Genomic DNA, 13,160 nt, shown 5'->3' with positions numbered 1-13,160 from the left:
CCGAGTGGTCACTGCTGGGCTCCGGGTATCAGTCGTGCGCGTGCGTCAATCGGCCGCTGCATCGCTGGCTCCACCCGGAGCCACGATAAAGCGCCAATACGCGCGCACGCCGATATTCACGTCGGCGAAGATACCACGTCTGGGCGGCGCCGCCGAAAGCGCGTCGCGTCGAGCAAGTCAGTTTGGACGCCCGCGAGGCCGGGCGGGGTGAAAACCGCACTCGCGCAATCCAATCAGCGCAGGTTCAGCGCGGCGATCTGATCGAGGAACGCGCGCGCGGGCGCGGACGCACTCGCGGAAGCCGCGACGCCGAGGCGCCGCACGGTTCGGGGCAGCAGCGGACGCACCGCGACGCCCGGCAATTCTGGCAGGCCGGCGCTGGGCAGGATGCTCACCCCGAGACCGGCGCGCACGATCTCGACGGCCGCCGCGATCTCGCGCGCTTCGAAGGCCAGGTCGAACTCGACCCCGGCGCGCCGCGCGATCGGCATGAACACGTCCGCACACCCGCCGGTACCGCGAACGAACGGTTCCTTGGCCAAGTCGGCGTAGGTGACGATGTCCTTGGCTGCCAGCCGGTTGTCGGCCGGCACCACCGCAACCATGTCCTGTTCGCCGAGCACCGCGACGTCGAGGCCCTTGCTGGGCAGGCTGACCACACCGGCTTCGGCCGCCCCCTGGTCGAGCCAATCACGGACCTCTTGCTCGCTTCCCTCGAGCAGCCGGATGGTGACGGCCGGATGCCGCTGGGCGAATGCCCGGAGTTGGGGAGCGACGAGCGTGGCGGTGGCCGAGGGCAGGCTCGCCAGGCTCAGCGTCCCGGTGATGTCGCCCGCCAGGCCGGCGATCTCGGTGCGCATCAACGTGAGTTGGCGCACCGCCTCGCGCGCATGCGTCAGCGCGATGGCACCCGCTTCGGTCAGGGAGAGCCCGTCGCGGCGGCGCAGAAACAGCGGCAGGCCCAGCTCTTTTTCCAGCGTGGCGACGGTGCGGCTCACGGCCGGCTGGGATAGCCCCAGCCGTCGGCTCGCCGCCGTGAAACCACCCTGATCGACTACCGTGATGAACGTTTTGAGCTGCGCCAACGTCGTCATCGATCCTCCATAACGGCAACGTCATCGCCCATATCAACAACGTTATGCAAAATTCGCATTCCACAACGTTTCAGTAATCATAAGCCGTCTAAGGAGGAAACCATGACCGCAAGGCGCGTACTGATCACCGGGGCATCCAAGGGGATCGGCCGGGCAGTCGCCGACCGCATCGCGAAGTCCGGCGACATACCGGTCGGCCTGGCCCGCACCGGGCCAGACGACTTCCCGGGCGAGTTCTACGAGGCGGACCTCACCGATCGGGCGGCGACCGACGCCGTGCTCGGGCTTGTCCTGGCCAACGGGCCTATCGACGCGGTGGTCAACAACGTGGCCGTCGCCCGGTTCGGCCGCATCGATTCGATCGATCTGGACGACCTGGCCGTCACGTGCGACCTGAACGTGCGCGCCGCCGTGCAGGTGGTCCAGGCGGTGCTGCCCGGCATGCTGGCCAACGGGTGGGGGCGCATCGTCAACGTCACCAGCTTGACCACGCTGGGCACCCCGGAGCGCACGCCCTACGCGGCAACGAAGGCGGCACTGGAGGCGTGCACCCGAATCTGGGCCGGCGAGCTCGCGCAGTCCGGCATCACGGTCAACGCCGTGGCGCCGGGACCCATCGAAACCGAGATGTATCGCGCGCTGAGCCCGGTCGGGTCCGAGCGCGAAGCGCGTATCCTGCAGACGATTCCGCTGCGCCGGCTCGGGACACCCCGCGAGATCGCGCATGCGATCTGCGCGCTGCTGGATGAGGATGCCGGCTACATCACCGGTCAGGTCATTCGAGCCGACGGCGGCGGCAGCATCGCCGCATAGCGGCACTCATCGGTGAGGCTCACGGCGCGGCCGACTAGCTGGAATCGTTGGCGCGCAACGCATCGATCAGTCGGTCCATCACCGCGCCGGCGTCCGCGCGTGCCCGACGATGATCGTCGGCGCGGGCGATGTAGAGCGTCGCCTCGCGCAGTGCCCCCATGATCGTCAGGGCGGTGGCCTCGACGGGCTGGCGGGGAATGCTGCCGGATTCGATGGCGTCGGTGAGCAGTCCTTTCACGAACCCGATGTTGTAGCGGTGCCCGATGTCGCTCCAGCGTTCCCACCCCAGCACCGCCAGCGCCTCCAGCAGGACGATGCGCTGGATTTCGGGTTCGGCGCACGCGTCCAACCAGAGCCCGGAACACAGTCGCATGATCTCGACCGGATCGGAGTGCCCGGCGGCGGCGACCGCGTCCACCATCCGGGCGGCCATCTCCCCCTCCACGCGCTCGAACACCGCCGCGAATAACTCTGTCTTGTCAGCGAAATGGTGGTACAGGGCCCCGCGTGTCACCCCCGCGTTGCGGACGATCGTTTCCAGGGACGCGTCGGCGAATCCCACCGACGCAAACAACGGCCGGGCAGCGCCGATCAACGCATCGCGTGTCTCGGCCGCACGCTCCGCCTGCGTGCGGCGACCACCCTGCGCCATCGACCCTTACCTTCCACGCCTCCGTAGGCATCTTCATACATACCGTATGAAGATCCGCCGATCGTGCGACCGACCGATGTCTGGTCGCGGTCGGCCGTCCGGCTCAGAACACCCTGAGCCGGCGAACGACATCCAGCGACGACGGGTCACCCTCGGCCTGCACACCCAAGTCTGCCCAGGTGCCGCGCTGGGTTACCCAGCGCACGAAGGCCTGCGAGTCGGACGTGACACGCGCCCCGGCGTCGGCGCGAGCGCCGATGTTTAAGGTGCGGGCGCACAACCCATCGAGGCGAACCGCCACGCCGGTGTGTAAGTCGGTGAGCAGCGGCACATTCTGCTGCGGCAGTGCCGCTTCGATCCAATCGAGGGTGGGGGCAAGCCGCAGCTCGTCGACGGGCGGCGGGTCTCCCGGTAGCGGCCCGTCGGGGGCGAAGAGGTCGTACCGCGTGTGGATGAGCGATTCGAAGACGAAGGTTGTCGGCACCAGCGAGGCCGGATAGGTTCCGACGTCGCCTATGGGGATGTCGACGTCCTGACCCTCTATCGCGGCGAGTACCTCCAGCCCTCGAGCGCTGACGGACTCATAGTCGGCCACAACCTCTTCGGGGGTCATAGCGCGCCGCGATTGCACGTAAAGGTCCGCCGCGCGTTCGGCCGGCAACTCGCCGGGGCTGGGCAACCTGGACGGATCGACCGCCAGCCAGAAGCTGCACGCCATGTGCGACACGAGGTCTTGCACCGACCAGCCGGGGCAACCACTGTCCTTCGCCCACAACACATCCGGCATTTGCGAACAAAGCTCCAAAACGATTCCGCGTTCTTCCGCCAGGGCGTCCAGCGTGGCGCTCATCCGTCCCACCTTTCCAGATACATACCGTATGTATTAACATACACACAGTATGTATGAAGTCAAGGCATGGTCCAATACACCCCAGGGCAGCGCAGTACCGGGTTAGCCAGTGCCGAGGAGGCGTTGCTTCTGTTCGGCGAATTCGGTGTCGGTCAGCGCGCCGCTGGCGGGGAGCTCGACGAGTTTGCCTAGCACGTCGGTGATTTCACGCAGCTCGGCGGCGTTTCCGGTCGGCGTTCCGCGCGGCACCCCCCGCTCTTGCAGTGCTGCGGCGGGAACCTGACGCCCGGGCGTGTCGCTCGTGCCCGCCGATCGCTGCGACCGGGGGTCGGGCGTGCCGCGGCCGGGCATGCTCAGCAACGGCGCCCCACCGAACAGGGGTAGTTGGCCGGATAGGCCGGGGCGTAGCCATACATCGCGGCGACGTCTTGGGCCCACATTTCGCCGTAGGCGACCTCGGCGACCGCGATCGCGGCGGGGCGATGCCTCGCCCAAGGTCTGCGCGGCGACGCGCACCATCTCGTCGGTAACCCGGGTCGCCTGAGCCGCCGTCACCCCCAGTCCGATCGCGGGAAGATGCAGACGTTATTACATTGCGCGACAGCACATTCCATGCCGCCGCGGTGTAGCGGCGCGAACGGTGAGCCGGTGGCGATCAGGGCCCGTCGGTCCATTGGTCCAGCTCGGCGGGGCGCGCCTCGGCGCGGCTCGTGGGGTTGGACAGCGGGAAGATGATCGGCCGGTCGGTCTTACCGGCCAGCTCGCGCACGATGCTCTCGGTGAAGGCGCCCGCTGCGGTCGACAGGCCGAGCAGTCTGGCCGGCCCCCACAGCTCATCGGCCATCGTCAATGTCCCCTTCTTTGCGACTCTCGCGGCAACGGGAAATGGCGGTGTCCACATCATCTTCGATCATCGAGAACGTTTTGTCTGCTGAGCCGTCGAGGCCGCCGTGCCGGCGCGCGACTCGCTATCGGATGGACGCTTCGAGATTGAACCGGCGCGTCATGGCCGTTTGCACGCTTCGTTCGAGGACCATCCGGCCGAGTCGCAGTTTGCTGCAGGCGACGCGGTTCTCACGAATTCTGGTACCCGAGTTGCGGTAAGCATCGACGTAGGGCTCAAAGTCGCGGCGCTTTTGGAGGAGCGCTTAGTGGTTTGCCCGAATCACCGGAGCAAGAAATCTTTAACTGACACTATTCCAATACGGCCGTACATCACGTTATCGTAACCGAGGCGCCGTCCCGCCAGGTCCGCAAGCGTCGCGTGGCTTCGCCAAGATTGCGCCGGCTCTGTGGGTGGCAATCGACAGGTGGGGTCATCGCGTCGAGATAAATGCTTGTTCGAGTGGCAGTTTCGTGTTAACGATGCACGATTTAAATGGCATTTGCGTGTCGACTACCTCACACGAGCACACGATCGGTTGACAGAACTCCCTCTGCGATTGCGGACCCGAGAGGGGATCCTTATGATTGCGCCGCGGAAGGGTCGGCGAGTCATTTTGTCTGCGCTGCTTGGCGCTATGCGCACCATCAACTGAAAACACCGTGAACCCAACCAAATGTGCGCATCCTTCGTCGCAGCGCGGCCCACGGCGCTCGGTCGGCCCGCGGAACTGGACGGCTCCGGCAATCGACTTACTCAGCAATTCATCCGCGTTGCGGTTAGGGTCATCCGGACCGGCGTCGCCAGCTGACGGACGAAAGGTAACGCATGTTCTTGGGCACAGTTGAAGACTGGACAGCCGAGGGCGCCGTCGTCTCCTGGTACCCCACCGCCGCTACCTATCGGCGCGCGGCCGAAGCCCAACACCATCCCGCCCCGGTGAGTTATCAGCAGGCGCAGCATCTTCGCTATTACCGCCGGCAGGTCAGTCGCGGCCGGGATATCCCCCGACTGTGCATCGGGGCCTGGGAAATCGGCGGCGTCTGCGACATCGACGCGATGACGCAAGCCGTGAACGCTCATCTGCGGCGACACGACACCTACCACGACCGCTTTGCCTTCGGCGCCGACGACAAAATCCTTCGCTATGTCATTCCCGACCCCGAAGTCATCACTTTGGAGCCAGCCGATCTCGGCAGGATGGCTCCGACCCAGATCCGAAAACTGCTTCTCGATACGCCCGACCCGCTGCAATGGGACTGCTTCACCTTCGGGATCATCCAGGCCGAAGACCGGTTCACCATCTATATCGCCGTTGACCATTTGCGCGCCGATGGCATGTCAGCGGGCGTGATCTTTCTCGACATCCAAACGATGTACTTCGCCGCGTTGCAACGAGCGCAGAGCCCGCTGCCGCCGGCTCCGAGTCATCGCCAGTACAGCGCGAATCAGTACGCGTACACCCGTGGCCTGAACGAAGAGTCGCCCGAAATCCAATCGTGGCGGGCGTTTCTCGCGGCAAACAATGGCGCGTTGCCGAAATTTCCCCTGGAACTGGGCGAGTCGCACGCCGATACACCGGGGGCCATCGACGTGTTCGACCTGATCGATGACGACCAGGGCCGACGGTTCGAGGCGGCGTGCCGTCTCGCGGGAGCACGTTTCAGCGGTGGCGTGTTCGCCTGCGCCGCGCTCACCGAGCACCGGTTGACCGGCGCCGCAACATATTTCGGGTTGACCCCGTTCGACAACCGCCGCGATCCCGCGCACGCCACCGCGGTCGGATGGCTGGCCAGTTTCGTCCCGTTGACAATCCCGACTGCCGGTGCGTCGTTCGATGAGGTGGTCAGCGCCGCTCAGGCATCTTTCGACGGCAACACGGCCCTGGGCGCGGTGCCGTACTACCACCTGCTCGAGTCGACGGACCCGTCGTCGAGCCCGATCGAAATTCCCGACCGCCCGGTGCCGATGCTGTCCTACATCGACATCCGCAAGTTGCCCTTCGGTGATTACTTCGACGGCCTGCGCGCCGGCGTCTGGGGTGACAACCGGCTGTCGGAGACGGTGTGCATGTGGGTCAATCGCATGCACGACAAGACGCAACTGGTAGTCGCCTATCCGGGCACCGACATCGCCCGCAGGTCCGTCTTGCGCTACGTCGAAGCGATGCGCGCCGAGTTCACCCGAGTGTCCGAGGCCGGGCCGCGTATCGATGCGTGACGCCCGCCACGTCCTGTCGCCGCGGGAGGTCTCGGTATGAGTGCCCTCGTGGCACTCACGTTGCGCACGATGTCGGGCTCCCGGCGCGATGCCGACCTACTCTTCGCGGCGCTGGCTCCGGTTGGCTGCTTTTTGGGGTTCACCCTGGTGCTGGGCGGCATCATCCACACCGGCCCGATGACCTATCCGCAATACGTCCTCCCCGTGGTCATCGTGCAGGCGATGCTGTTTGGGGCCATGACCACAGCCGACCGCGCAGCGCGAGACCGGTTGTCCGGCTTCGGGTCCCGGCTCCGCACCCTGCCGATCCCGGCGGGGGTGCCACTGGGCGCACGGTTGCTCTACTGCCTGATACGCGCGGTCATCGCGCTGGTCGCTTCTCTTGCGATCGGGTGGTCGTTCGGTTTCCGGATACAGGCGGGCCCGGACGCCGCGGTTCTGTTCGTGATCATCGTCGTGGCGTTCGCGATGGCGGTGTGTCTCGGCGCTGACGCTTTGGGCTCCCGCGTCGGCACCGTCGAGTCGTCAAGCCAATTGCTGCTCCTTCCCCAGCTGGTCCTGGTGTTGTTGTCCACGGGCATCGCTCCGGCGGATTCGTTTCCGACATGGCTGGGACCGTTCATTCGCTACCAACCGGTGTCACAGGTCACCGAGACGCTGCGCGGTCTTTCCACTGGTCACATCCCGGGCAGCGAGCTGGCGGTGTCGCTGGCGTGGTGTCTTGGATTGCTGGCACTGTTCGGCGGACTCGCGGTGCGCATGCAAGGACGCGTCAGCGCGGGGAGTTCGGGCGGCGCTCGGATCGTGCGCAGGCCGCGTCGGGACGCCTTGCCGGCGGGTGATTCGTCCGTCGAACAGACGCGGATGGCAATCAAAACCGATTCAGGTCAACGGCTTTCGCATCGGGCACCGCTGACGGCTTTCGTCAGTCAAAGCGCATCGGAGGCGGGACGGCTACTGCGCCGCTGGCGGCGTGATCCGATCGTCGCGGTGCAGGCGCTGTTGTTTCCCACCTTTCTGCTCATCATCTACAAGCTGCTGGTCGGCAAATCCGTCCTGGCCATCACCGGACACGACAGCCTCTACGGGCTGGTGCCCCCATGTGCGCGGTGGTCGGCGCCGTGTTCGGAACCCTCGGCGCCGGTTTGGCTTTGCCGTCCGAACGGGAGTCCGGTGTGCTGACCAGATTGTGGGTACAGCCGATTCATCGGGCCAGCACCGTGGCGGGCCGACTGGTCGCCGAAGCCGCCCGAACCATCACGTCGGCCGTCGTGCTCACCGTCTTCGGAATCGCTTTGGGTCTGCGATTCAGCTATGGCTGGGTGGCGATGCTGGCCTTCGTGCTGGTGCCCGTGGCGATTTCGGCGGGCATGGCGACATTGGTCATCGCGATCGCGGCCCGCGCGGACGGCAAGGCGATGGTGACCTGGCTGGGTGCGGGGTGCGTCGTGCTGTTGTTCCTCAATACCGGCGTCGCGCCGGCCGAGGTGTTTCCGGGATGGCTGCAACCGCTGGTGCGTTTCTCGCCGATATCGCCGACGATCGAGGCGATGCGCGCGCTCGCGGAGGGCGGGCCCGGGCTGTCGCCGCTGTGGCAGGCGGGCCTGTGGGGCGGCGTCCTGGTCGCCGCGTTCGCGCCGGCGGCGGTGCGCGGGTATCGGGCCGCGGCCGAGGCGGGGTGCTAGTGACCAGGCTGGCGCTGTTGGACCAGGCCGCCTTCCTCCGGCTGCGCGCCACCGGCCAAGGCAGCACGGTGCAATGCACGTGGGTTTACGACCGTGACGTGAACATCGACGAATTGCAAGCCTTCAAAGACAATCTCGGTGCCGGTCTGCTCGGCCGCCGAATCGAGCGCTCGCCGCTGCCCTTCGGGCGTCATCGCTGGGTGGTCGACGGCCGCTCGCCCGACATCGCGTGGGAACCGCGGCAACCGCGACACCAGATCGGCGCGTGGCTGGAAAGGCGCGCCCAGCTGCCGGTGGACCCCGAGCACGGCCCGACGTTTCACCTCGCCGTGTTGCCGCTGGACGACGGCGGCGCAGCGGTCACCCTGGTGGGTTCACACTGCGTCGTCGACGGGCTGGGCATGGCAACGGCCGTCACCGAAGCGGTCAAGGGAGAACAACGCAATCTTGTTTACGCACAGCCGAACTCACGTAACCGATGGCGTGCGGTGGGCGAGGATCTCGCCGATGCCGTGATCACCCTGCCGGCGGCGATCCGGGCGCTGATTGCGACGCTGCTGATATTGCTCAGAGTGACCTCCGAACGGCAACCCTCGCCGCGCACGCGGAACCTGGAGGTGCTCACCTCGACCGGCGACGACGCGAACGCGTCGCCGTCGGTGACAATCCAAACCGACGCTGCTGCTTGGGAAGCCCGAGCGCGCAGCCTCAATGGCAGCAGCAACGCGCTCTTCGTCGCCTTCGCCGCTCGGCTGGCGCACCGGATGGGCAGAGTGCTGCCCGACGGAAACTCCGTGACTGCGGTGCTTCCGGTCAGCGACCGCGCCGCCGACGACGACCGCGCCAACGCGCTGACCTCGATCACTGTGACGGTCGACGGCACGTCGGTGGCCGACGACCTGACCGCTGTGCGCGCCGACGTCAAGAGCGCGCTGACGTCCCTGGAAGAACAGCCCAACGAAATGGTCGCCGGGTTGCCACTCATCCCGTTCACGCCGCGATGGCTGGTCCGGCGGGCCGAAGGCATCGCCATGTCGTCTGGCCAACTGCCGGTGGGATGTTCCAATCTCGGCGTCCTCGATGCCGCCATCAGCCGCATCGACGGCGCGGATGCATCCGAGCTTTCCATGCGACTAGCCGAGCAGGGCATCACCCGGGCTCGTATCGAACAGGCACACGGCCAATTGTTCTGTGCCACAGGGACGGTCAACGGCAGCCGGTTTCTCACCGTCGTCGCGTACCGAAGCGGGTCCGAGAACATCACAGCCGCGCGCGAGCTCGCCCGCGGCGCGCTGGCCGATCTGCACCTGTCCGCCACCACCGTGGACGGGGGCCGCGGCTGATGGTGGCTTTGGGCGTCGAGGCGACTCCCCGTGCGCGGCATCACCTCCGCTACCTGGGCATCGGGGCCGCGATCGCGGCCTGGTCGGCGGTCGTGCTGTGGTTGGCCATCGACGTCGTTCCGCTCGACGTGTACTGGATGTCCTACTACACCGCCGATTACAGCCACGGCTTCGTCCGCCGTGGCCTCGCCGGTGAATTGGTGCACTCGGTCCCCGGACACTATTTCGCGGCCTCGCTCGGCCTGCGGTGGCTGTCAACGGCGACCTACCTGTGCGGACTGGCTGCGGTCGCCGGCGTGGTGCTGTTCTGCGGCCGCCGCTCTGAGCGCCGGCTTATGACGGCGATGGCGATTCCGTTGCTCCCCTTCGGCATACCGTTCGCCGCGTTCTCGGGCCGGCCGGATCTATTCGGAGGGGCGGCGCTGGCGCTGTTCAGTTCGGCGCTGGCGGTCACGCGTTCCCGGGCCATCGCGTCGGGCTGTTGCGCAACCTACGGTGCGGCGATCGCGGTGTTGACCCTGATGCACGAGGCGATTGGGCTGCAGTTCGCCTTGGGAGCCGTGCTGGCGATCATCGTTCTCGGCGGCGCGCTGGGAACCGCCCAGCGACGTGGCGCGCTCGTGGCCGTGACACCGGGAGTCATCGCCGTGGCCGTCGTGGCGGGGCTCGGTCGGCACGACATCGCCTCGCAGCTGTGTGCGTCCGTACCGCATCGGCTGATGCCCAACCCCTTCGCCACGGTCACGTCGCCGCAAACGCTGCTGCGCTTTGTGATCGACGGACAGAGTCCGCAGACCGACTATCACGACTGGGTGTGCCGCAACGTGCTGCCGAACTACGACCACCGGATCGGGGACGCCGTCCGCGCCGTCAACCACATCGGAACACTGGGCCTCACCATCTCTTTGCTATTCGGCGCCGCCGCGCTGGCGATGACGCTGTGCGGACTCAGCAAAGTTTCCGGCGTGCCGCTGCGCGCGTTCGCCCAGGCGCTACAAGGCCGGATGAACTGGGTGATCGCCGGCCTGGGGTTGGTCATTCCGGTATTCCTCACCGGTTACGACTGGACTCGCTGGTTGACGATCGTCGGGTTCGATGTCGCGACCGTGTTCATCCTCTTCGCGGCCCGTCGACCGGAAATCGGGCAGGCGATGACACCAAAGACGTTGCGACTGTGCGTTGTGCTGTTTATCGCGTTCGCGTTGATCCCGGTGGGTGCCGTCCCGGGCTTCGGCGGGCCCCGGATGTTCTGACCCGGCCGCGGTGTGGCTCGGTGGCAGCCGCCGCATCGCGGCTGGTAGCGTAAGTGGCACTGTGAGTTTCGGAGTTACAACGCCTGCACGGTGGTCACGACGGCAAGCTGCCTCCGCCATCTTTGCTGCGCTGGCGCTTCTCGCAGTTGTCCTCAGTTGGGGGGCTTTGCGCACCGCGACGACAACGCACGTCGTGGCGCCACCGGCGGTGGCGGCATTGACCAGCCCGGTTCCTGGCCCCATGCAGCTGAGTAACGACGCGGTACCTATCCGCCGGCTTGGCGTCGGGTCCACCGTGAACGACGACAAGGCGTTCAAAGGCGGCGGGCTAAAGCGTGATCGGCCAACCGCTTTGGCGTTTTCCACGCCCCGCCCCGCCGGGCCCGCGACACCCCCGATGGTCGCGATTCTTCGGTCTGAGCAGCGGTCCGATCCGCCCGCTCGTGCGCCGGCGTCCAGCTGCGTTGAGCAGAATCTACTGATTCGGTTCTGCGTCGCCCGCTGCTGATCACCCACGGCAGTTTCTCGCGGGCGACGCCAATGCGGCAGGTTGCACCGTAGCCACCACCAGGTTCCGCGCCCCTGGGGTCGGCTCATGCGCTTTCGTGGCGGTTTCGGCGACGCGATCTGCACTCGTCGAAGCTGAATCCGCCCGGGATCGGTGCGCCCGCTCCGGCGCTCCCGCGGCCACGGCGCGGACCCTCGGCGTCGTCGCTGACCCTGGCGCAAGCGCGTCTCGGCTTCGGCGACCTTCCATCGAACACCTCAACTGCTGACCGTTGTGCGCAACGCCAACGACGTCCGGCGGCGCTTTGACGTCGGCCAGGTCAGCCCAAGACAGGCACCAAGAAATTAGGGATAGACATGGATTTCGGCGCATTGCCACCAGAGATCAACTCGGGTCGGATGTATCTGGGACCCGGGTCGGCGACTTTGCTGGCCGCGGCCGCGGGATGGGAGTCGCTGGCCGCCGAGCTGGCTGTCGGCGCCAGCAGCTACCGCACAGTGATCGCGAGCCTCACCGGCGAGTCCTGGTCGGGCCCGGCGTCGATGGCGATGGCGGCCGCCGTGATGCCCTACATAACGTGGATGACGGCCACCGCCGAGCAATGTGGGCAGGCGGCGACGCAGGCCACGGCTGCCGCGGCAGCTTTCGAAACCGCTTACGCGTCGACCGTGCCACCGCCGCTGATCGCGGCCAACCGCGCCCGGCTGCTGGCGTTGATTGCGACCAACATCTTCGGGCAGAACACGCCGGCCATCATGGCGGCCGAGGCCGAGTACAGCGAGATGTGGGCCCAAGACGCCGCCGCGATGTACACCTACGCCGCCAATTCGGTCGCGGCGTCGACGCTTTCGCAGGTCGCTCCGCCGCCGCAAACGGCCAATCCGGCCGGGCTCGCCGGCCACATCGGCGCCGCCACCCACGCCGCGGCGCATTTCGGTAGCAGCGCACACACGTCGGCGACACAGTGGCTTTCCTCGGTGCCCCAGACCCTGCAGGGCCTCTCCACACCGGGCTCATCCTCGAGCACCGGTCTGTCGCAGGCGGCGATGGGCACGGGCGCGACCCTCGGGTCGTCGGGAGCCTCCGCGCCGCTCAGTTCCCTGGCGGGTTTGACCGGCGCCTCGGGCAAGGGCGCGACAAAGAGCGCGAGCACCGGTGTGGGCGCGGCCTCGGGGCTGGCCTCGGCGCTCGCCGCGGCACCTGCCCCGGACGGAGCTGCGGCCGGCCTGGCCACCGAGGCGGCCGGGTACGGCGCCGACGGCGCCGGTCTGATCGCCGACGGCGGTGGAATCGGCATCGACCTCTATGGCCTGGATTTGGATTACCAGGGCTTGGCGCTGGACGAAGCGGGCGCCGGTTCCATCCTGGGGGCCGAGGGCGCCCAGGGGATAGCCGGCATGGGAGAGGCGGGCGCCGCAGGCGGTTTGGGAGGCCTCGGGCCGCTGGCGGGACTGGGTCATGGCGCCTCGGCGAGCGTGGGCCAAGCCAGTTCGCTGAGCACTTTGTCCGTACCTCCGAGTTGGGCGACGACGGTTTCGTCGGTGGCCCCGCTGCCGGCGTTCAACGGCGGTGCCGCGCCGGGCGGGTTGGCCGCCGCACCCGGGGCATCGCCCGGCACTGCGGTGTCCAAGCTGCCTCTGGGCGGCATGGTCGGGCGCGAATCGGAGGGTGCGGTTCAACGCGTCGGCATGCGCGTCTCGCTGATTCCGCATTCGCCGGTGGCCGGGTGAGGCACCGAATCGGTCATCACATTGTCAAAGGGTGGGCAAGCCCGTCGACTGCAAAGGAAATCGCCATGGAAATGTCCAAGCCACACCGGAGCGCGCCGCGCCGCGCGTCGACCCGAAAACCCCTGTCCT

8 protein-coding genes and 3 pseudogenes are annotated in these 13,160 nt (G+C 67.1%); 6 read left to right on the top strand and 5 right to left on the bottom strand.

Features of this window, described 5'->3' with window-relative positions:
- Positions 1–233 precede the first annotated feature (233 nt).
- Positions 234–1,094 (bottom strand): LysR family transcriptional regulator, encoded by an 861-nt coding sequence (locus BST14_RS02245; protein WP_083062959.1) that lies wholly within the window; start codon positions 1,092–1,094, stop codon positions 234–236.
- A 102-nt stretch (positions 1,095–1,196) separates the two neighbouring features.
- Here BST14_RS02245 and BST14_RS02240 point away from each other — a divergent pair, with 102 nt between their 5' ends.
- Positions 1,197–1,907 (top strand): SDR family oxidoreductase, encoded by a 711-nt coding sequence (locus tag BST14_RS02240; protein ID WP_083062958.1) that lies wholly within the window; start codon positions 1,197–1,199, stop codon positions 1,905–1,907.
- Positions 1,908–1,941: 34 nt separating this feature from the next.
- Here BST14_RS02240 and BST14_RS02235 read toward each other — a convergent pair whose 3' ends face one another.
- The 4 genes and pseudogenes from BST14_RS02235 to BST14_RS30505 form a co-directional block, all read right to left on the bottom strand.
- Positions 1,942–2,559 carry a TetR/AcrR family transcriptional regulator gene (locus BST14_RS02235; RefSeq protein WP_083062957.1) on the bottom strand — a complete coding sequence of 206 codons (618 nt, stop codon included), beginning with the start codon at positions 2,557–2,559 and terminating at the stop codon, positions 1,942–1,944.
- A 103-nt stretch (positions 2,560–2,662) separates the two neighbouring features.
- On the bottom strand, positions 2,663–3,409 hold the full coding sequence (locus tag BST14_RS02230; protein ID WP_083062956.1) for a maleylpyruvate isomerase family mycothiol-dependent enzyme: 747 nt from the start codon (positions 3,407–3,409) through the stop codon (positions 2,663–2,665).
- A 395-nt stretch (positions 3,410–3,804) separates the two neighbouring features.
- A pseudogene (locus BST14_RS32575) lies at positions 3,805–3,882 on the bottom strand (PPE domain-containing protein); the annotation flags it as partial.
- A 4-nt stretch (positions 3,883–3,886) separates the two neighbouring features.
- Positions 3,887–4,223: pseudogene (locus BST14_RS30505) on the bottom strand (malic enzyme-like NAD(P)-binding protein); the annotation flags it as partial.
- 897 nt (positions 4,224–5,120) lie between these two features.
- Here BST14_RS30505 and BST14_RS02215 point away from each other — a divergent pair.
- The 5 genes and pseudogenes from BST14_RS02215 to BST14_RS02190 all read left to right on the top strand — a co-directional run bounded on the left by BST14_RS02215 (position 5,121) and on the right by BST14_RS02190 (position 13,031).
- Positions 5,121–6,512, top strand: coding sequence for a condensation domain-containing protein (locus BST14_RS02215; RefSeq protein WP_083062955.1), 1,392 nt, complete (start codon positions 5,121–5,123; stop codon positions 6,510–6,512).
- A 36-nt stretch (positions 6,513–6,548) separates the two neighbouring features.
- Positions 6,549–8,197, top strand: a pseudogene (locus BST14_RS31530) (ABC transporter permease).
- Positions 8,197–9,540, top strand: a complete 1,344-nt coding sequence (locus tag BST14_RS02205; protein WP_083062954.1) for a hypothetical protein — start codon at positions 8,197–8,199, stop codon at positions 9,538–9,540. The pseudogene BST14_RS31530 and the gene BST14_RS02205 overlap by 1 nt, the downstream one beginning before the upstream one ends.
- The gene (locus tag BST14_RS02200; protein WP_083062953.1) at positions 9,540–10,793 is read left to right on the top strand and encodes an Rv1490 family membrane protein; all 1,254 of its coding nucleotides are present in this window, start codon (positions 9,540–9,542) and stop codon (positions 10,791–10,793) included. The genes BST14_RS02205 and BST14_RS02200 overlap by 1 nt, the downstream gene beginning before the upstream one ends.
- An 864-nt stretch (positions 10,794–11,657) precedes the next feature.
- Positions 11,658–13,031, top strand: a complete 1,374-nt coding sequence (locus BST14_RS02190) for a PPE family protein (RefSeq protein WP_083062952.1) — start codon at positions 11,658–11,660, stop codon at positions 13,029–13,031.
- Positions 13,032–13,160 lie beyond the last annotated feature (129 nt).

Origin of the sequence: Mycobacterium arosiense ATCC BAA-1401 = DSM 45069 (genome assembly GCF_002086125.1) — a bacterium.
GTDB classification, from domain to species: Bacteria; Actinomycetota; Actinomycetes; order Mycobacteriales; family Mycobacteriaceae; genus Mycobacterium; species Mycobacterium arosiense.
Note: the sequence above shows the minus strand (reverse complement) of the source record. Positions and strands in the feature narration are given on the sequence as shown.

What these genes read in the sequence shown, in the direction of transcription:
- BST14_RS02245 (WP_083062959.1), bottom strand. Translation starts at nt 1,094, where the DNA reads ATGACGACGTTGGCGCAGCTCAAAACGTTCATCACGGTAGTCGATCAG.
- BST14_RS02240 (WP_083062958.1), top strand. Translation starts at nt 1,197, where the DNA reads ATGACCGCAAGGCGCGTACTGATCACCGGGGCATCCAAGGGGATCGGC.
- BST14_RS02235 (WP_083062957.1), bottom strand. Translation starts at nt 2,559, where the DNA reads ATGGCGCAGGGTGGTCGCCGCACGCAGGCGGAGCGTGCGGCCGAGACA.
- BST14_RS02230 (WP_083062956.1), bottom strand. Translation starts at nt 3,409, where the DNA reads ATGAGCGCCACGCTGGACGCCCTGGCGGAAGAACGCGGAATCGTTTTG.
- BST14_RS02215 (WP_083062955.1), top strand. Translation starts at nt 5,121, where the DNA reads ATGTTCTTGGGCACAGTTGAAGACTGGACAGCCGAGGGCGCCGTCGTC.
- BST14_RS02200 (WP_083062953.1), top strand. Translation starts at nt 9,540, where the DNA reads ATGGTGGCTTTGGGCGTCGAGGCGACTCCCCGTGCGCGGCATCACCTC.
- BST14_RS02190 (WP_083062952.1), top strand. Translation starts at nt 11,658, where the DNA reads ATGGATTTCGGCGCATTGCCACCAGAGATCAACTCGGGTCGGATGTAT.